Origin of the sequence: Rhizobium fabae (assembly GCF_003985135.1) — a bacterium.
Lineage (GTDB): Bacteria > Pseudomonadota > Alphaproteobacteria > Rhizobiales > Rhizobiaceae > Rhizobium > Rhizobium pisi.
Genome location: NZ_ML133648.1, coordinates 454,859 through 473,042 on the forward strand (window position 1 = coordinate 454,859; position 18,184 = coordinate 473,042).

At 60.3% G+C, this 18,184-nt stretch carries 15 protein-coding genes; 6 read left to right on the plus strand and 9 right to left on the minus strand.

The genetic code is table 11. The annotated features are described in order from the left end of the window. Position 1: 1 nt before the first annotated feature. From EFB14_RS10770 to glpK, 5 genes are all read left to right on the plus strand, one after another. The gene (locus tag EFB14_RS10770) at positions 2–868 is read left to right on the plus strand and encodes a carbohydrate ABC transporter permease (RefSeq protein WP_125842865.1); all 867 of its coding nucleotides are present in this window, start codon (positions 2–4) and stop codon (positions 866–868) included. Between the two features lies 1 nt (position 869). Beyond that, on the plus strand, positions 870–1,781 hold the full coding sequence (locus EFB14_RS10775) for a carbohydrate ABC transporter permease (RefSeq protein WP_125842863.1): 912 nt from the start codon (positions 870–872) through the stop codon (positions 1,779–1,781). Beyond that, positions 1,781–2,077, plus strand: a complete 297-nt coding sequence (locus tag EFB14_RS10780) for a DUF2160 domain-containing protein (RefSeq protein WP_003595821.1) — start codon at positions 1,781–1,783, stop codon at positions 2,075–2,077. Before EFB14_RS10775 ends, EFB14_RS10780 begins: the two co-directional genes overlap by 1 nt. 82 nt (positions 2,078–2,159) lie before the next feature. Next, a complete protein-coding gene (locus EFB14_RS10785) occupies positions 2,160–3,884 on the plus strand; it encodes an ABC transporter substrate-binding protein (RefSeq protein ID WP_125842861.1) in 1,725 nt (574 codons plus the stop codon). Between the two features lie 148 nt (positions 3,885–4,032). Then, positions 4,033–5,535, plus strand: a complete 1,503-nt coding sequence (glpK, locus tag EFB14_RS10790; protein WP_126825163.1) for a glycerol kinase GlpK — start codon at positions 4,033–4,035, stop codon at positions 5,533–5,535. Between the two features lie 35 nt (positions 5,536–5,570). Here glpK and EFB14_RS10795 read toward each other — a convergent pair whose 3' ends face one another. The 9 genes from EFB14_RS10795 to EFB14_RS10835 form a co-directional block, all read right to left on the minus strand. Further along, a complete protein-coding gene (locus tag EFB14_RS10795) occupies positions 5,571–6,572 on the minus strand; it encodes an ABC transporter permease (protein WP_126825166.1) in 1,002 nt (333 codons plus the stop codon). A 2-nt stretch (positions 6,573–6,574) separates the two neighbouring features. Continuing rightward, positions 6,575–7,594 (minus strand): ABC transporter permease, encoded by a 1,020-nt coding sequence (locus EFB14_RS10800; protein ID WP_125842856.1) that lies wholly within the window; start codon positions 7,592–7,594, stop codon positions 6,575–6,577. Beyond that, a complete protein-coding gene (locus EFB14_RS10805; RefSeq protein ID WP_126825169.1) occupies positions 7,584–9,134 on the minus strand; it encodes a sugar ABC transporter ATP-binding protein in 1,551 nt (516 codons plus the stop codon). The genes EFB14_RS10800 and EFB14_RS10805 overlap by 11 nt, the downstream gene beginning before the upstream one ends. 65 nt (positions 9,135–9,199) lie before the next feature. Further along, the gene (locus tag EFB14_RS10810) at positions 9,200–10,210 is read right to left on the minus strand and encodes a sugar ABC transporter substrate-binding protein (protein ID WP_126825172.1); all 1,011 of its coding nucleotides are present in this window, start codon (positions 10,208–10,210) and stop codon (positions 9,200–9,202) included. A 190-nt stretch (positions 10,211–10,400) separates the two neighbouring features. Further along, entirely contained in the window at positions 10,401–11,222 is an 822-nt protein-coding gene (locus tag EFB14_RS10815; protein ID WP_126825175.1) for a hypothetical protein, read from the minus strand. A gap of 346 nt (positions 11,223–11,568) precedes the next feature. Further along, positions 11,569–12,552, minus strand: a complete 984-nt coding sequence (gene pdxA, locus EFB14_RS10820) for a 4-hydroxythreonine-4-phosphate dehydrogenase PdxA (RefSeq protein WP_126825178.1) — start codon at positions 12,550–12,552, stop codon at positions 11,569–11,571. 28 nt (positions 12,553–12,580) lie between these two features. Then, positions 12,581–13,714: an iron-containing alcohol dehydrogenase gene (locus EFB14_RS10825; RefSeq protein WP_125842847.1), complete on the minus strand. Its 1,134-nt coding sequence runs from the start codon at positions 13,712–13,714 to the stop codon at positions 12,581–12,583. Positions 13,715–14,069: 355 nt separating this feature from the next. Then, positions 14,070–15,251 carry a sialidase family protein gene (locus EFB14_RS10830; RefSeq protein ID WP_126825181.1) on the minus strand — a complete coding sequence of 394 codons (1,182 nt, stop codon included), beginning with the start codon at positions 15,249–15,251 and terminating at the stop codon, positions 14,070–14,072. Positions 15,252–15,262: 11 nt separating this feature from the next. After that, on the minus strand, positions 15,263–16,168 hold the full coding sequence (locus EFB14_RS10835) for a dihydrodipicolinate synthase family protein (protein ID WP_126825184.1): 906 nt from the start codon (positions 16,166–16,168) through the stop codon (positions 15,263–15,265). A 324-nt stretch (positions 16,169–16,492) separates the two neighbouring features. Here EFB14_RS10835 and EFB14_RS10840 point away from each other — a divergent pair, with 324 nt between their 5' ends. Next, the gene (locus tag EFB14_RS10840) at positions 16,493–18,130 is read left to right on the plus strand and encodes an ABC transporter substrate-binding protein (RefSeq protein WP_126825187.1); all 1,638 of its coding nucleotides are present in this window, start codon (positions 16,493–16,495) and stop codon (positions 18,128–18,130) included. The last annotated feature ends 54 nt before the right edge of the window (positions 18,131–18,184 follow it).

The window sequence follows — 18,184 nt, forward strand, 5'->3', positions numbered from 1 at the left end:
CATGGAAAAAACCTGGAACAACAAAGCGTGGTTTCTGGTCCTGCCGGTCCTCGTGCTCGTGGCATTCTCGGCCGTCATTCCCTTGATGACTGTTGTGAACTATTCCGTTCAGGACACTTTCGGAAACAACCAGTTCTTCTGGAACGGAACGGACTGGTTTACCCAAATCCTGCACTCCGACCGTTTCTGGGCCGCCCTGCAGCGAAATCTAATTTTTTCGTTGATCATTCTCGCTCTTGAGATCCCGCTCGGTATCTTCATTGCGCTGAACATGCCGAAATCGGGCATCGGCGTGCCGGTGTGCCTGGTTCTGATGGCGCTACCACTGCTGATCCCGTGGAACGTTGTCGGCACGATCTGGCAGGTGTTCGGCCGCAATGACATTGGTTTGTTCGGCTATTCCCTCAATGCCATCGGCATCGATTACAACTATGTGCAGGATCCGCTTGACGCCTGGGTGACGATCATCATCATGGACGTCTGGCACTGGACGAGCTTGGTCGTCTTGCTCTGCTATGCAGGCCTCGTTTCCATTCCGGATGCTTTCTATCAGGCAGCCAAGATCGACGGTGCGTCTCGTTGGGCCGTGTTCCGCTATATCCAGCTGCCAAAGATGAAGCGCGTTCTTCTGATCGCCGTGCTGCTGCGTTTCATGGATAGTTTCATGATCTACACCGAGCCTTTTGTCGTCACGGGTGGCGGTCCCGGCAACGCGACCACGTTCCTGTCGATCGATCTGGTCAAGACCGCCCTCGGACAGTTTGACCTCGGTCCGGCCGCTGCCATGTCGCTGATCTATTTCCTGATCATCCTGCTGCTTTCGTGGGTGTTCTACACCGTCATGACAAGCCACGACGCGGAGAATTGAAATGAGCGCCTCCAACGAAACGACAGCGAGCCGAAAAATCTCAAGCGTTGCCAGTGTCGCAAGCGGTCTCTCCTCCGATGAAGTCAGCCGTCTGATGCGCCGGCGCGGCGAGGAATCGCGCTGGTGGTGGCTGGTTCCGACGATCTATATCATCGTGCTCCTGCTGCCGATCTATTGGCTCGTCAACATGAGCTTCAAGACCAATGCGGAAATCGTCAATTCTCTGACGCTTTATCCTCATAACCCGACGATCGCCAATTACGTGACGATCTTCACGGAGAAGGCCTGGTATTCCGGCTACATCAATTCAATCACCTATGTCGTGATCAACATGGTGATCTCGGTCGCAGCCGCGCTGCCGGCGGCCTATGCCTTCTCCCGTTATCGGTTCCTTGGTGACAAGCATCTTTTCTTCTGGTTGCTGACGAACCGGATGGCGCCGCCGGCGGTCTTTGCCCTGCCGTTCTTCCAGCTCTACTCAGCCTTTGGACTAATCGATACGCACATCGCCGTGGCATTGGCGCATTGCCTCTTCAATGTGCCGCTTGCGGTCTGGATCCTTGAAGGCTTCATGTCCGGCGTGCCGAAGGAAATCGACGAAACGGCCTATATCGATGGCTATTCGTTCCCGCGGTTTTTCCTGAAGATCTTCACGCCGCTGATTGCGAGCGGCATAGGTGTCGCCTGCTTCTTCTGCTTCATGTTCTCCTGGGTCGAGTTGCTGATCGCACGAACGCTGACGACGACCGACGCGAAGCCGATCGCTGCCACCATGACCCGTACCGTCTCTGCATCCGGCATGGATTGGGGCTTGCTCGCCGCCGCGGGTGTTCTGACCTTGATCCCAGGGGCGCTGGTGATCTGGTTTGTGCGCAATTACATCGCCAAGGGCTTCGCCCTGGGGAGGGTTTGATGAGCTTTTCGCTTCCCGATTTTTCATGGATGGCATGGACCTGGCCGACGGCCGCGTTCTTCATCGTTATCGTATTGCTGCTGATCGGCATGGGGGTCTGGGAGTATGCCGTGCCGGGCGGCAACCCGCGGATCGGAATCCTGCGCTTCGAGACGACGCGCGGTGACCGGCTTTTCCTTTCGCTGCTCGGCAGCGCCTTTATCCATCTTGCCTGGCTTGGTCTCGCGGGATCAAGCCTCTGGTGGGCTCTCGCTCTCTCCGTTGTCTACGCCGTCGGCGTATTCCGTTACGTGTGAGGCAAACTGATGCAGATGGCCGGGGGTATTTCTGGCCGCCTGAGACGTGAAGACTGCAATCGCAAAACCCTGGGAGGATATCATGCGAAGGCATTTATTGACGACGACAGCAGCGGTACTGCTGGCCATGACCGGGTCGGCCTATGCCGGCATGGACGAGGCAAAAACGTTCCTGGACAAAGAGATCGGCGACGTGTCGACGCTCTCTCGCGCAGACCAGGAAAAGGAAATGCAATGGTTCGTCGATGCGGCGAAGCCCTTCCAGGGTATGGACATCAAGGTTGTTTCGGAAACCTTGACCACCCACAAGTATGAGTCCGAGGTTCTGGCTCCTGCCTTTACTGCGATTACCGGCATCAAGGTAACGCACGACGTCATTCAAGAGGGTGACGTTGTCGAAAAGATTCAGACACAGATGCAGACCGGGCAGAACCTTTATGACGGCTGGGTCAACGACTCCGACTTGATCGGTACCCACTGGCGCTATCAGCAGGTGCGCAACCTGACAGACTGGATGGCCGGCGAAGGCAAGGACGTTACCAACCCCGGGCTCGATATCAACGACTTCATCGGCACCAAGTTCACGACCGCGCCTGATAAGAAGCTCTACCAGCTTCCCGACCAGCAGTTCGCCAACCTCTACTGGTTCCGCTACGACTGGTTCAACGACGAGAAGAACAAGGCCGATTTCAAGGCGAAATACGGTTACGATCTCGGCGTTCCGGTCAACTGGTCGGCTTATGAGGACATTGCCGAATTCTTTACCGGCCGTGACGTGAACGGCAAGAAGGTCTTCGGCCACATGGACTACGGCAAGAAGGACCCGTCGCTCGGCTGGCGCTTCACCGACGCCTGGCTGTCGATGGCCGGCAACGGCGACAAGGGCCTGCCGAATGGCCTTCCGGTCGACGAATGGGGCATCAAGGTCGACGAGAAGTCGCGTCCTGTCGGTTCGTGCGTCGCACGCGGCGGCGATACCAACGGACCGGCATCGGTCTATTCGATCCAGAAGTATCTCGATTGGTTGAAGGCGTACGCACCGCCGGAAGCTCAGGGCATGACCTTCTCGGAATCCGGTCCGGTGCCGGCACAGGGTAACGTCGCGCAGCAGATCTTCTGGTACACGGCGTTTACCGCAGACATGGTCAAGCCTGGCCTGCCTGTTATGAATGAGGACGGTACGCCGAAGTGGCGCATGGCACCGAGCCCGCATGGCGTTTACTGGAAAGACGGCATGAAGCTCGGTTATCAGGACGTCGGTTCCTGGACTCTGATGAAATCGACCCCGACGGACCGTGCGAAAGCTGCCTGGCTCTACGCACAGTTCGTGACCTCCAAGACGGTTGACGTGAAGAAGAGCCAGCTCGGTCTCACCTTCATCCGCGAATCCACCATTCGCGACAAGAGCTTTACGGAGCGTGCTCCGAAGCTCGGCGGTCTGATCGAGTTCTATCGTTCGCCGGCCCGCGTTCAGTGGTCGCCAACCGGCACCAACGTTCCCGACTATCCGAAGCTGGCTCAGCTTTGGTGGCAGGCTATCGGTGACGCCGCTGCCGGCGCCAAGACTCCGCAGGAAGCCATGGATTCTCTTTGCGGCGAGCAGGAAAAGGTCATGGGCCGTATCGAGAAATCGGGCGTCCAGGGCGATATCGGCCCGAAACTGGCCGAAGAGCATGATCTCGCTTACTGGAACGCGGATGCGGTGAAGAAGGGCAACCTTGCGCCGCAGCTGATGATCAAGAACGAGAAGGAAAAGCCGGTCACGGTCAACTACGACGAACTCGTCAAGAGCTGGCAGTCGAAGTAAGGCGAACCTGGCCGGAGGCGACGAGGCTTCCGGCCATCACTTCTGCCACCGGCGGCAAGCCGGTGGCACCCACAATCTTTCTCTCATGAAATCTCCGCATCCGCCCTCTTCGCCGGGCGGGGCGGTTTCGTGCGAGCCGGAGACGGATATGAGCGGCTATATTCTTTCAATCGACCAAGGCACGACATCGTCGCGCGCCATCATTTTCGATGGCGACATGAAGATGGCCGGCTCGGCCCAGGCGGAGATCACCCAATATTATCCGCAGCCCGGATGGGTGGAGCATGACGCCGCCGAAATCTGGCAGTCCGTCGTTGACACGGTGCGCAAGGCGATTGCCGATGCTGGTCTTGACGCCACCGATATCGCTGCAATCGGCATCACCAATCAGCGCGAGACTGCGGTCGTCTGGGATCGCAAGTCCGGCACACCGCTTCACCGCGCGATCGTCTGGCAGGACAGGCGCACGGCCGAAATGTGCGAGAGCCTGAAGGCCGACGGATATGAGAAGCTGTTCAGCGCCAAGACCGGCCTGCTGCTCGACCCGTATTTCTCCGGAACCAAGCTGCGATGGCTGCTCGACAATATCGATGGGCTGCGTGGGAAGGCGGAGGCGGGCGAGGTTTGCTTCGGCACGATCGACAGCTGGCTGATTTACAAGCTGACTGATGGTCGCATACACGCCACTGATGCGACCAATGCCTCGAGGACGCTGCTCTACAATATCGATGACGGCGCATGGGACGAGGAGCTTCTCGGTATTCTCGGTATTCCCTCAGCCATGCTCCCCGAGGTGAGGGAATGTGCCGATGATTTCGGCCGCGTCGACGAGGCGCTGTTCGGAGCCGCACTTCCTATCCTCGGTGTCGCCGGCGATCAGCAGGCGGCGGCCGTGGGCAATGCATGCTTCGAGCCCGGCATGATGAAATCCACTTATGGCACTGGTTGCTTCGCGCTGCTCAACACCGGCAGGGATCGTGTTTCCTCCTCGAACCGCATGCTGACGACGATCGCCTGCCGGCTCGACGGCGAGACGACCTATGCGCTCGAAGGCTCGATCTTCATTGCCGGTGCAGCCGTGCAATGGCTGCGCGACGGTCTCGGCATTATCAGCCAGGCTTCGGAGGCGGGGATTCTGGCAACCAAGGCCGATCCCGGACAGCAGGTTTATATTGTTCCTGCTTTCACCGGTCTCGGCGCACCCTATTGGGATCCGGCCGCCCGCGGCGCGATCTTCGGCCTGACGCGCAACAGCGGCCCGGCGGAATTTGCTCGCGCCGTGCTCGAATCCGTCGCCTACCAGACGCTCGATCTGCTGGTGGCGATGAAGAAGGACTGGGGCGCCAACCAGCTGGAAACGGTGCTGCGCGTCGATGGCGGCATGGCGGCGTCGGACTGGACGATGCAGTGCCTGGCCGACATCACGGGAAATCCCGTCGACCGCTCGGCTATCCGTGAGACGACGGCGCTCGGAGCTGCCTGGCTCGCCGGCTCAAAGGCCGGCATCTGGCCCGGCAAGCGGGATTTTGCCAAGGCCTGGGCCTGCGACCGCCGCTTCAGCCCTTCGATGGAGGAGACCGAGCGGCAGGGCAAGATCATCGGCTGGAAGAATGCCGTATCGCGCATGATCTCGGACGCCACGGCGGGTTAGAACGTTTCGGCATGCCGCCGCAATAGCGGCTTTTCTCACACGCCGACGGTGGCCTTTCTGTTGATGAAGCTCAGGGCGAGCACCGCAAAGATCAGTGTTCCCGTGCCGACCTGCTGCCAATAGAAGTTCAGATCGGTCAACAGCAGCCCGTTGGCGACGATGCTGAGTAGCAGCGCGCCGAGAACGGTCCCGCCGACATTCGGCCGTCCGAGCGGGTTGAGCGTCGTGCCGATGAAGGTTGCCCCGATGGCGTTGAGCAGGAAGGCATTGCCCGAGGAGGGGATGTAAGTGGTGACGGTTGCGGTCAGGATCAGGCCGGCGATTGACGCGATCAATCCGATGAGGATAAAGGTTACGGCGATATGGGCTGGCGCGGCGATACCGGAATAGCGCACGACGCCCGGCTGAATGCCGATCGACAGGATAATGCGGCCGAACCGCGTGCGGGCAAAAACCACCGCAGCGGCGGCAATGACGACGATGGCGGCGGCAAGCGGCACCGGAAAGCCGGCGATCGCGCCGTGGCCGAGGAAACGGAAGGCTTCCGGCACGCCGTTCGGCGGCAGATAGATCGGATTGCCGCCATTGGTCAGCAGCTGCTGGACGCTGCGGCCGATGAACAGCGTGCCGAGCGTGGCAAGAAACGGCGACACGCCGATCCCTGAAATCAGCAGCGCGTTGAAGGCACCAACCAGCGCCCCGGCGGCCAGTCCCGCAAGTGCGGCGATGGCTACCGGCTGCCCGGCGAGGACGAGCGAAACAAAGGCGAAGCTGGCAAAATCAACCGCCGTTCCGACAGAAAGGTCGATGCCGCCCGAGGCGACGGCGAAGGTCATGGCGATGGACACGATGGCAAGCAGCGTGAAATTGTTGACCAGAATGCTCTGCAGGTTCGCAAGCTTCAGGAATGTCGGTGTTGCCACGGAGAAGACAGCAAACACCACGACCAGGGCGAGGACGAGGCTATAGCGCACCAGGCCTTCGGCGATCAGACGCGGCAAGCCGGGGGTGGCAGGGGAGTGGGTCTCGAGCGACATGGTCAGCCCTCCTGCCGGCGCAGTAGCGTGGTCGCGGAGACCACGATGAGAATGAGCAGGCCCTGGACGCCGCTGACCAGCGTGCTCGAAATGTTCAGCAGCTGGAAGCCGTTGGTGAGGAAGCCGACCAGCAGAGCTGAAAGCAGCGTCCCGGTCACGGTCGGAACGAGCCGCCGCGAAAAGACCGCGCCGAGCAGGGCGGTCACCACGACAGGCAGCAGCATCTCGCCCGAGCCGGTCGTGCTGCCGCTCAGATAGGAAACGGACAGGATGCCGGCAATGCCGCCGGCAAGGCCGCTGGCGACGAAGGCGCCGGCGAGCAGGCGGCGGAGCGGCAAACCGGCGGCGCGCGCCGCATCCGGAAACTCGCCGACGGCGTATAGCCGCAAGCCGAGGGGAGTATATTGCACGATCGCCGTTGCGATGGCCGTAAAGCCGAGGAGCACATAGGCGAGAACCGGTATGCCGAAAGGATCCGAGGCCGAAAGCGCGGAGAGGAAAGGTGTCGAAGCCGGCAGCACGGTATTCCCGGTCAGCACCAGTTCCAGGCCGGCGACGACGTTCATCACGGCAAGGGTGGCGAGCAGCGGCACGATGCCGGCATAGACCACGGCGACGGCATTGACCGTGCCGATCAGGGCGCCGGTCAGGAGTGCTGCCGTAATCGCCGTCGCATCGCCGTAGCCGAGCTGCGTCAGGCTCGCATAGACGGCGGCGCTGAGGCCCATATTGGCCGCCAGCGACAGGTCGATGCCGCCGGTGACAACATTGGAGCCGCCGGCGATCAGCACGATCGTCAGCCCGATGGCAAGCACGCCCGAGATGGCCGATTGGCCGAGCACATTGCCGATATTGCCGATGCTGAGGAAATAGGGTGCGGTCAGCGAGAAGATGATCAGGATGGCCGCGAAAGCGATCAGCGATCCGAAGCGTAGTGCTGCGGCGGCAATATTGAATGTCAGCCGGGGAGGCGGTTCCGTAGCGGAAAAACCGGAAGGCGAAAATTCTACGTCAGCGGACATGGCGCTGTCCCTCGGATGATCCAGTCGATTGAGCCAGCACGGCATCCGCCGTGGTCTCCGACGATATGAATTCCCTCACCACGCGGCCGCGGAAGAGCACAAGGATGCGATCGGTGATGCCGATGAGTTCGGGCAGATCCGAAGACAGCACGATGACGCCGGCGCCGCGTTCCGCCAGTTCGCCGATCAGCGTATAGATCTCGACCTTGGAGCCGATATCGACCCCGACGGTCGGTTCGTCGAGAAGATAGATCTCCGAATGGCGGCTCAGCCATTTGGCGATCGCCACCTTCTGCTGATTGCCGCCTGAAAGCGTGCGCAGCAAGGCATCCCGCCCGTTGGTTTTCACCTGCAGCCGCGTAATCAGAGCGTCGGCTTCCTTCTTTTCGCATCCGCGATCGAGAAAGCCGAAGCGCGTGAAACGGCCCAAGCTCGAAAGGCTGATATTTTCGGCGACGCTGAGGTCGAGCGCGACGCCATGGCGGCGCCGGTCTTCCGGCACCAACGCGATCTCGCGGCCGGCCGCCTGCGTCGGATTGGTGAAACGAGCAGCCTTTCCGCCAACTTCGATGCGGCCGGACGCAGCAGTCTCCAGGCCGAAGAGGGTGCGGACCAACTCCTTTGCGCCGGAGCCGAGGAGGCCGGTGAGGCCGAGCACCTCGCCGCGGCGAAGCGTGAAGCTGATATCGCTGTATTTCCCCGGCGCCGACAGCCCCTCGACCTTGAGGATTTCCTCGCCGGGCGTTACCTCAGGCTTCGGAAACATCTCCTTGATGTCACGCTCGACCATGAGCGTTGCAATCGCTGCGGCCGAAGTCTCTCCGATTGGCGGGGAAGCCACGTCAAGCCCGTTGCGCAGCACTGTGACGTGGTCGCAGAGCTTCTCGATCTCGTTCAGATAATGCGAGATATAGATGATGGTGACGCCCTCGTCGCGCAGGCGGCGGATCAGTCGGAAGAGGATATCCGCCTCGCGGGCGACCAAAGCGGCGGTCGGCTCGTCGAAGACCAGCACCTTCGGCTGATTGAGGAGCGCGCGGGTGATCTGCACGATCTGCTTTTCCGCGGTCGACAATTCGCCGATCAGGGCGCCGTTCGGCAGCCGGACGCCGAAATAGTCGTTGAGAATCTCGGATGCGCGACGCTGCATTAGCCGACGGTCGAGGAAGGGCGTGCCTGATATGCGCGGCTCGCGGCCGAGAAACAGGGCTTCGCCGACGGTGAACGTCGGCACAAGCAGCCGATCCTGGTGGATGAAGTGGATGCCGAGCTCTTCGGCAAGATGCGGTGTCAGCCGATCGAATGTTTGCCCTTCGATCTCGATCCGGCCGCCATCCGGCTGGTGAAGGCCGGCAAGCAGCTTGATCAGCGTCGACTTGCCGGCGCCGTTCTGGCCGACGAGACCGTGGATGGTTCCGCGCTGGACGATCAGCGACGCGCCGGCAAGCGCCTGCGCGCCGCCGAAGTGCTTGACGATGCCTTCGAAGCGGATGATGTCGTTGCCTGCCGTCACCGGCTGCTTCAACGCAATGGCCGTCATGTCGATCTCTCCGGGCTTGCAAATTCCGAGCGATCCGGCATGGCGCGGATCGCTCGTCAATCTTGTTAGCCGATGCCCAGCTTCTTGGTGACTTCGCCGACATTGGCCTTGTTGGCGAGCAGCGCCGGAACATAGGTTTCGCGCGGCAGCGTCTGGCCGGCGAGCAGCTTGGCGACGTTGCGGATGGCGGTGCGGCCGATTTCCGCCGGCTGCTGGGCGACATCGGCCCCGGCCGGCGAATTCGGATCGGCGATGAGCTGAAGCACCTCAGGGCTGCCGTCGACGCCGTAGGTGCGGATCTCGGTTCGTCCGGCAGCCGCTAAGGCCTGGGTAGCCCCAAGCTGCGGAATGTCCCAGGCCGACCAGATCGCCTTGATCGAACCCTTTTCCGGAAATTTGTTGAGGATTGCCGTGATCTGCGTGAAGGCGTCCTGCACGGTGTTGGGGATGACGTCGCGCAGTTCCGGCTGGAGGATTTTCACCTTCGGGAAATATTTGACGACGTTGACCAGCTGATCGTAGCGGATCGCGCATGGGGTCACGCCGTAAAAGCCGTTGAAGACGACGATATTGCCATCACCGCCGATATCGGAAACGAGCTGCAAGGCCAGGTCCTTGCCGATCCCCCAATTGTCTGAGGTGGTGTTGTTGATCGAGTTGGTCGAACCGACATCGACGGTCAGGACCGGGATGCCGGCGTCGCGCGCCTTTTTCAGCCAGGGGTCGATGACGCTGAGCGTCCCGAGGATCTGAACGATCGCATCCGGCTTCTGGGCGATCAGCGTCTGCAATTGCGAGACCAGCTTGCCGTCATTGCGTCCCGCATCGACAGCGATCGGCTCGCCCCCGAGGCGCTTTACCTCTTCGATCTGGGCATTATAGGCCTGCAGGTCGAAGAAATGATCGGTGCCGGTCGCGCTGATGGCGATGCGCTTGCCCTTCAATGACAGCTCTTCGGTTGCGAAAACCGGCTTCTGCCCGATCAGCGATGCGCCTGCGACGGCGACCCCGGCGGCGGCAGACAATTTCAGCAGGTCTCGTCTTCCGAGACCGTTGTCGGACTTTTCGATGCTCATTGCCACTCTCTCCAATTAATTATGTCTATAGATTAAATGTATTAATACGGATGAGGAGGAACGAATTTCCAAAAGAACGATCTACAGGGAAAAGAGTGGAGGGAGCGAAAGTTGATCCGTGGCCGCGGTTTCCCCATGACCGGGAATGATTCCGGATGTTTTAGCACTTTGTCAGCGCGATCAGATGGGTCTACAGGATGCTCGCCAAAACCTCAGAGATAACGGAGAATTTCGTGGCCTGCCACCGTCTGTAGTCGAAGACGAATTGCGCGGAAATCCAACAATCCCCGCTCATCTGGGTAGCCTCCCATCCTAGTAAGCCTCGATTTTGCGCGGTGGCAAGCAATCTGCCGGCATGGCTGCGGGAAATTACATATTCGATAGCGGTAAGTCGTGCAGAGACATCGCCCACCCAGGAGCGCTCACCTGAGACCGGTGCCAGCGGCACACGCGACATAAGGTCATGCAATATATTGCTTCCGGATTCGGTCCTCACGAACAGCGCAATGCTTTCGGGCGGATTATACCAATCAGGATGGTTAAACAGCCGACGTGCTATACGCGGCTGAGCGCGATATAGAATTGTCTCGTCAACCTCCGACCGCCGATACCGATCTCCCGCGTCGATGCGATCCAAGGAACGAAGGTGCCCTTCGAACCATTGCCGAATGAGGGTTTCAGCATAGGCGGTTGCTTTTAGCGGGTTGGCGCGCCGATCTGTGGTTTCCGCTGGCTCGAATAATTTGTAGTACGCCATCTCCTTCAGATGCGAGACTGCAGTGTTGTGGCTGGCGATGCGGTTCTCAACCAAAAACTTTGCAAGGTTGGAAGCGGTTAACGGGAGGCAGGACGGGTTAAGCTTCCGCTCAAAATGCAATGCCAAGGCCGCTTGGCTGAGCAGCCACTTCTGCAGATCAGCAACATAACGCACTACTCTGGGCGCTCTGCGATGGATTGCCAGTAATTCGGATGCGGATTCGCGAAGAGCTGCGCCAAAGGAGGCGTCAGCCATGAGATCTTCGACACTATAGCTGCGGCATCTATTCTGAAATGCGGCTGGACGTAAAGATATCGACATTTAAAACCCAAGTGTAAGCAATGCTGACTCTGATAATAAAAAAACAGCGAATGGACAAAAAGTCACTGCAGGAGTCAGTGACTGGCTGACATTATCCATAATTTGCGCACAATTCGAGGAGGCTTTTCAGTAGGCGCCGGCCTCTATTAAAAGCCGGGCCAGACGGTTCCTGACCTTGCCAAGACCCAGAACACTGGCTGTCCGGCTCTATGGAGGTGTCGCCCGGAATTTCCATCGATCGCATGGCGGTTTCAGAGAGGAACGGCGCCAAGTTGCAACCTCACGCCTTTTGGCGCGGCGAGCGGGCCATCAGCCTGGCGTAGGCGATGGCGGAGAGCATGTTGACGTGGTTGGCTTTGCCGGTGCCGGCGATGTCGAAAGCGGTGCCGTGATCGACCGATACGCGGTCGATCGGCAGGCCGAGCGAGACGTTGACTGCGGTCTCGAAGGCGACGAGCTTGATCGGGATATGGCCCTGATCGTGATACTGGGCGATGACGAGATCGAAGGCGCCGTTATAGGCGCGGGCGAAGACGGTATCGGCCGAGATCGGGCCGACCACGTCGATGCCCTTTGCCTGCGCCTGCTCGACGGCGGGCGCCAGGAATTCCATGTCCTCGGTGCCGAATAGGCCGTTTTCGCCGCAATGCGGGTTGAGGCCGGCGACAGCGATGCGTGGGTTGCGGCCCAGCCGCAGGAAATGCCTGTGGCCGGCTTCGATCGTGGCGAGCACCCGCTCGGTCTTGGCGCGTTCGATCGCGCCCTTCAGCGAGATATGGGTCGAGACGTGAATGGTGTTCAGCCGCTCGGAGGCGAGCAGCATGAAGGAACTCTTCGAGCCGGTGAGATGCGCGAGTAGCCCGGTGTGGCCGTCATGGTGATGGCCGGCAAGGTTCATCGCCTCCTTGTTGATCGGCGCGGTGACGATGACATTGGCTTCACCAGACATGGCAAGATCGACGGCGCGGGTGATATAGCGCACCGAAGCATCGCCAGCGACCGGGCTCACCTTGCCGATCTCGGGCAGGGGCGCGCCGAGCGCCACTTCGTCGACGGCGATCCTGTCGTCATCGGCATCGGGAGACCCGAATTTCAAACCCGTGCCGCTGACGCGATCGGCGCGTTCTAGGGCCTCCACATTGCCGACGATGATGAAATCGCGGCGCTCTTCCCTGGGAAGTGTGGCCAAGGCCTTGACGATCACCTCGGGGCCGACGCCGGCCGGATCGCCGAGCGTCACCGCGACTTTCGCATTCCTGTCCATCAGTCGGTTCCTTCCGAAAAATAGTCGCCTAGAAGGCGGCTTCGTAAATCGTGCGAATGTCGGCGCGCGAGAGGTCGCGCGGATTGTTATCGAGCAGCCGGCGAATGGCAAAGGCGTCGTCCGCCATGGCGTCGAGATCGCTTTCCGGCACGCCGAGGCCGGAAAGCTTCATCTCGATCCCAAGGTCGGCGCAGAAAGCATAAGCCGCATCGAAGACGGATGCTGTGTTTTCCGAAGCTTGATAGCCGAGTGCTTCCATCACCGCTTTCGTCTTTTCCGGGGCGGCCGGCGTGTTGAAGGCAAGAACATGCGGGAAGATCAGCGCATTGGCGGCACCATGCGCCACATGCCAGCGTGTGCCGAGGGGATAGGCGAGCGCATGGCCGCCGGCAGTATTGACGGGGCCCAAGCAGAAACCGCCGTAAAGCGAGGCGAGCGACAGGCCGGCGCGCGCCTCGGCGTCGTTGCCGTCCTTGACGGCGCGGGCGAGATATTTGCCGACGAGCCGCGCTCCTTCGATCGCATAGATGTCGACCATCGGATGGGCCTTGCGGTTGGTATAGGCCTCGACACAATGGGCCATCGCGTCGACGCCGGTCGCGGCCGTCGTGCGGGCTGGCACGCTGAAGGTCAAGGCCGGATCGATGACGGCGATGTCGGCCAGCATGTGCAGGCTTTCCACGGCAAGTTTTGCCATCGTCGTGGGATCGGTGACGAGCGCGCGAATGCCGGCCTCGCTGCCGGTGCCGGATGTCGTCGGCACCTGGGCGAGCGCCACCTTGCGCGGCCCTTTCACCTTGTTCGGGCCGACGACCTCGTGCAGGGTCTGCTCGGAACCGGCAAGCACGGCGGCAAGTTTTGCCAGATCCATGGCGCTGCCGCCGCCAAAGCCGACGACCAGTTCGGCATTGGCGGTGTTGGCCGCCGCCAGGACTTTTTCAAGGTTGGCCGTATCCGGTTCAGGCGTCACTTCGGAGAAGACGGTAACCTCGCCCTTCAACTCCAGCATGTGGATGCGTGAGGCGTTGAAGGCATCGGAGATGACAAGCGTGCGCCGATGGCCTTGTTCGGCCGCCCATTTGCCGAGCTTTCCCGCTGTTCCGACGCCGAATTCGATCTGATGCGGCCGAACGATCGTGATTGGCGAACCCAAGCTGGCCATGAACCAGTCCTCCCTGCGGATCTGCGGCAATAGTGCTGCTCTCTTTAATGTAAAGTTGTAATGTCAATGTCAAGCCGGCATTCCGATGTGTGGGGATTTTTGTCGCCGAGCATGCGGCCAGTTATGTCTCAAGCCGATACTGCCGCTAAAATATATATAGATATATCAGCATGTTGCCTTGATGGTTTCGATGGGGGAGAAGATTTCATGCGTAAGGGATTGCCCGCCATTTCACCGCTGGCGACCGATCCCGACCTGTTATCAATTTCGACCATCTATCGATCAATATCGGCGTATCCTGGGTCCTTCTGCTCTCGAACGGACCCAGGTTTTACAATTGCTCGCTGCCGCTCCCTCACGGCAGGGATTGCGGGGCGAGGCTGATATATTTGATGGCACGCCGGTAGTAAGTGTAGGCGATATGGAGCGTGCCGTCGCTGCCTACGATCGACGGATAGGAGAATTCGCGGTTCAGCGAATCCTTGGAATTGTTGCTGAGGCAGAAGCCGTCGCCGGTATCGAGGTCGACGCGATGCGGAAAGCTCCTGCCGCCATCCCTTGATATCGCAAGGCTCAGGGGCGCACGCGGAACACCCCAGACGGCCTTGCGGCTGTTGTCGGCGACAACGGCCGTCTCGCCGGCCTCGCTGCCCTCGATTTCGTCATAGAGCGATTGGCGCCGCGCATCCGACATGCCGGCATTGGAATGGTTGTAAACCATTGCAATACCGCCATCATTCAGGATGGTGGCCTGGATCGAGGAGTTGTTGTTAGGGAGGTCAGTGGGCGCGGGCGCGCTCCAGGTCTCGCCGCCATCGGACGATCGGCTGGACAGGATATTTTCGGCGAAACGGTTACGATAGAAGGCGATCATGTCATCGCCGCCGAGCGGCAGGATGTTCATGTGTACCGCGCCGAGACTGTCCGGAATATCACGCATCTGCCAGCTCGCGCCGCCGTCACGTGATATCAGCACCGCCGATGTATCGGCATCGCCGCTCCAGCGCTGGCCGTTCAGGCCGACGCAGCGGAAGACCGGAAGCAGCCAATCTCCTTTACCATTCACGACGATCTGTTGGCGAACGAAGGTGCCGGGTCTGTCGCAGAGGATTCGGACCGGGCCGAAGGTCTCTCCGCCATCATCGGATATCCGGCATTTGACAACGGAACCGTCCTGATTGCCCGAGGTCTGCGAGGTATAGAGCAGCCATATCTTTCCGTCAGGAGCCTTGAAAATCAACGGGTTCTGCTCGGATTTCTCCGGATCGTCGCTCATCTTCTCCGGCTCCGACCAGCGCTGCGAGCCCGGCGCCAGCCGCGACATGTAAATCGAAATGTCGCCCATGCCCTCCATCGTGCCGCCGAACCACACGCAGGTCAGCGTGCTATCCGGCAGAAAGGCGAGGTTTGCCGCGTGGTTCTGGATGCAGGGGGAGGGTAGGTAGGCCTCGGCGCGGCCCTCGACAGTGGAGTGAGGGGCGATGGCTCCGGTCATCAGGGCCGGAACGGCTTCTGGAGGCAGGCCGGTAAAGGTCACGACGGATCTCCTCAATGCAGCTTGGCGTAGCTTTCGGCGAGTGCGGCATAGTCAGCATCGCTCAGCGGCATCAGCGGTGCGCGTGTGCGCTTCCAGGCGGGATTGCCGGTCTTCAGCCCTACCATCGCCTTGATGGTCGGGATCTGGACGTAGGAATTGGACAGAGTGCGATAGGCGTTGATGCGCGCCTGCGCAGCCTCGACGTCGGCAATTCGCGCCTCGTCATGGACATGGTCGTAGACGGTGCGCAGTGAATTCGCCACGAGATTGGAGGTTGCGGTGATGCAGCCGGCACCGCCCGCCTTCAACAGCGGCAGCAGCAGCGGATCGGCGCCCGCCAGCACAGCGAAGTTGGGGTAGGCGGCGATGATCGCCTGCATGTTATTGAAATCGCCGGCAGATTCCTTGATGCCGACAACTGTTTCAGGGAAGGCCGCAATCAGCCGCCCGATCAGCGGAATGGACAGTGGCACGCCGGAAACCTGCGGGATGTGATAGAGGATGACCTGCAGGCGGGTGTCCGCGACCTTTTCCAACACTTGCGAATAGGCGGCGAAAAGGCCGTCGTCCGAGACGCCCTTGTAGTAGAAGGGCGGCAGCATGACGACCTTGGTCACGCCGAGTGACAGGGCGTGCCGGGTCAGTTCCACCGTCTCTGGAATGGCGACGACGCCCGTGCCAGGCATTAGCTTGTCGGCAGGAATACCGGCCTTCAGTGCCGCTTCCAGAATGGCGCGGCGTTCGGCTCCGGAGAAGGAATTGGCCTCGCCCGTTGTGCCGAGCAGTGCCACGCCATGGCACCCCTCGGCCAGCAGCTGCCTGCAATGATCGGTGAAAAGTGCGAGGTCCGGTGTGTTGTCTGCCTTCAGGGGCGTTGCCGATGCGCTGAAAACGCCTGTAATTCTGGAATTGCTCATTCCGCCCTCCTCGGCGCGTCCCGTCGTCGGTCGGTGTTCGAACCGCTCGGCTGCGCATGCAATTGTCATTCGTCTGTCGCGATAGAGCGCCAAGAGCTTTGCCATTGCGGCGATTTTGTCAAGAAGACAAAATGATTTAATGCGATAGCGAAAATTTATCTTGTTGTAATTGCTATATTATTTTTCGAGAAAAACTTTCGTCGGTTCGAAATTGCGAATTTTTATTGACATATTTACAATAAAAAGAGAACGATATGGGGACGGATTGTGCTGCGCCGGGCAGGTGCAGGGAGAGCGCTGCCGAATTCACTCTGGGAGGAATGTATGTCTTTTAATCAATCGGATAAGACCAATATATCGCGTCGCAATGCGCTGAAGCTCGGCCTTGCAGCCGGCGTCGGCCTCACCGTGGTCGGGATGAATGCCCGCATCGTCCTGGCCGATGAGGGCCAGGTCCTGATGGTCGCTCATCCCGCCTTCGATCAGGATTGGTCGCCGCTGCGCGGTGGCGGCAGGACCTTCCGCTGGAATTCGATCTGGTGGGCCGCGCCCATGTATTTCGACAGCGAAGGCAATATCAAGCCTTACGTCTTCACCAGCTGGGAATCGGCCGACAACACCGTCTGGACCTTCAAGATCGACCCCAAGGCCGTCTTCTCCGACGGCAGCAAGATCACCTCGGCGGATGTCAAGGGCTCGTGGGAAGTCGCCTCGATGCCGAACACCAAGAGCCAGCGCGCCGACCAGGTGCTGAGCAAAGTCAAGGGTTACGCTGAAATCGCCGCCGGCTCTGGCAGCGAGCTGACCGGTGTCGCGACCCCCGACGAGGGAACTGTTGTCGTGACGCTGGCTGCCGCCGATCCGATCTTCTTCATGCGGCTTGCAAACCACATCGCGCCGATCACCAAGGCATCGCAGTCGCGCGGCAGCGACGGCGAGGAGATCATCGACTGGTACAAGCCCGACAATAGGCCGGCCTTCTCCGGTCCCTTCAAGCTGACGAGCATCGATATCGACGCCGGCAAGCTCTCTTTCGAGCCGAACGAGAACTTCTTCGGGCCGAAGCCGAAGCTTGCGCGCATCGACATCACCTCGATCGAGGACAATGTCAGCGCAACGTCGCTGATCAAGTCGGGCGAGTTCAATGCCCATACCGAACTCATCACCTCGACCATCATCCAGGATCTCGGCCCGGAATTCTCGGCCGGCCCGCTGATACCCACGAGCCAGCACTTCTGGTTCAACATTTCCCGTGCGCCGATGGACGATCCGAAGGTGCGCCAGGCCCTGATCATGGCGGTCGATCGCGACGGCCTGTTCAAAGCCTCCTATCCCGACGGGCCGCACAAGAAAGCCGACCAGATCCTCAACTCGGTTCCCGGCGCCGACAATTCCGGCTTCGAGCCCTATCCCTATGATCCCGAAGGCGCAAAGAAGCTGCTCGCGGAATCGAGCTACGGCGGGCCTGAACGCCTGCCGAAGATCCTGTTTGTCGGCATCTCCGGGCCGGCTATTCAAGCCGCCGCCCAGTTCATCGCCGAGCAGTGGCGTCAGAATCTCGGCATCACTGCCGTCGACATGAAGCCGCAGCAGGATTCCTATGCCGGTCCGGATCAGAACTCGGTCCAGATCTTCCGCGACGACGTCGGCACCCGTGTTCCCGATGCCGTCTCGTATCTCGCCGGCTCCATTGCCTCGACCTCGTCGAACGCCCAGAACAAGCTTGGCGGATACAAGAACGACAAGGTCGACAGCGCGCTTGCCGAAGCGACGACCAAGGCTGCCGATGATCCGCAGCGTATCGCTCTCGCCCAGCAGGCCCAGAAGGCGTTCCGCGACGATTGGGCCTTCATTCCATGGTATTCTCAGGCGATGTCGCGCTGGGCCACCAAGGAGGTCAAGGGCCTGGACAAGAACCTCGACTGGCAGATCGTTGAACCCTGGAACATCTCCATCGGCTGAATCGGAACGATCATTCCTGGCAATAAGCGCGCGAAGGCCGCAAGGTCTTCGCGC

What these genes read in the sequence shown, in the direction of transcription:
- EFB14_RS10770 (WP_125842865.1), top strand. Translation starts at nt 2, where the DNA reads ATGGAAAAAACCTGGAACAACAAAGCGTGGTTTCTGGTCCTGCCGGTC.
- EFB14_RS10775 (WP_125842863.1), top strand. Translation starts at nt 870, where the DNA reads ATGAGCGCCTCCAACGAAACGACAGCGAGCCGAAAAATCTCAAGCGTT.
- EFB14_RS10780 (WP_003595821.1), top strand. Translation starts at nt 1,781, where the DNA reads ATGAGCTTTTCGCTTCCCGATTTTTCATGGATGGCATGGACCTGGCCG.
- EFB14_RS10785 (WP_125842861.1), top strand. Translation starts at nt 2,160, where the DNA reads ATGCGAAGGCATTTATTGACGACGACAGCAGCGGTACTGCTGGCCATG.
- glpK (WP_126825163.1), top strand. Translation starts at nt 4,033, where the DNA reads ATGAGCGGCTATATTCTTTCAATCGACCAAGGCACGACATCGTCGCGC.
- EFB14_RS10795 (WP_126825166.1), bottom strand. Translation starts at nt 6,572, where the DNA reads ATGTCGCTCGAGACCCACTCCCCTGCCACCCCCGGCTTGCCGCGTCTG.
- EFB14_RS10800 (WP_125842856.1), bottom strand. Translation starts at nt 7,594, where the DNA reads ATGTCCGCTGACGTAGAATTTTCGCCTTCCGGTTTTTCCGCTACGGAA.
- EFB14_RS10805 (WP_126825169.1), bottom strand. Translation starts at nt 9,134, where the DNA reads ATGACGGCCATTGCGTTGAAGCAGCCGGTGACGGCAGGCAACGACATC.
- EFB14_RS10810 (WP_126825172.1), bottom strand. Translation starts at nt 10,210, where the DNA reads ATGAGCATCGAAAAGTCCGACAACGGTCTCGGAAGACGAGACCTGCTG.
- EFB14_RS10815 (WP_126825175.1), bottom strand. Translation starts at nt 11,222, where the DNA reads ATGGCTGACGCCTCCTTTGGCGCAGCTCTTCGCGAATCCGCATCCGAA.
- pdxA (WP_126825178.1), bottom strand. Translation starts at nt 12,552, where the DNA reads ATGGACAGGAATGCGAAAGTCGCGGTGACGCTCGGCGATCCGGCCGGC.
- EFB14_RS10825 (WP_125842847.1), bottom strand. Translation starts at nt 13,714, where the DNA reads ATGGCCAGCTTGGGTTCGCCAATCACGATCGTTCGGCCGCATCAGATC.
- EFB14_RS10835 (WP_126825184.1), bottom strand. Translation starts at nt 16,168, where the DNA reads ATGAGCAATTCCAGAATTACAGGCGTTTTCAGCGCATCGGCAACGCCC.
- EFB14_RS10840 (WP_126825187.1), top strand. Translation starts at nt 16,493, where the DNA reads ATGTCTTTTAATCAATCGGATAAGACCAATATATCGCGTCGCAATGCG.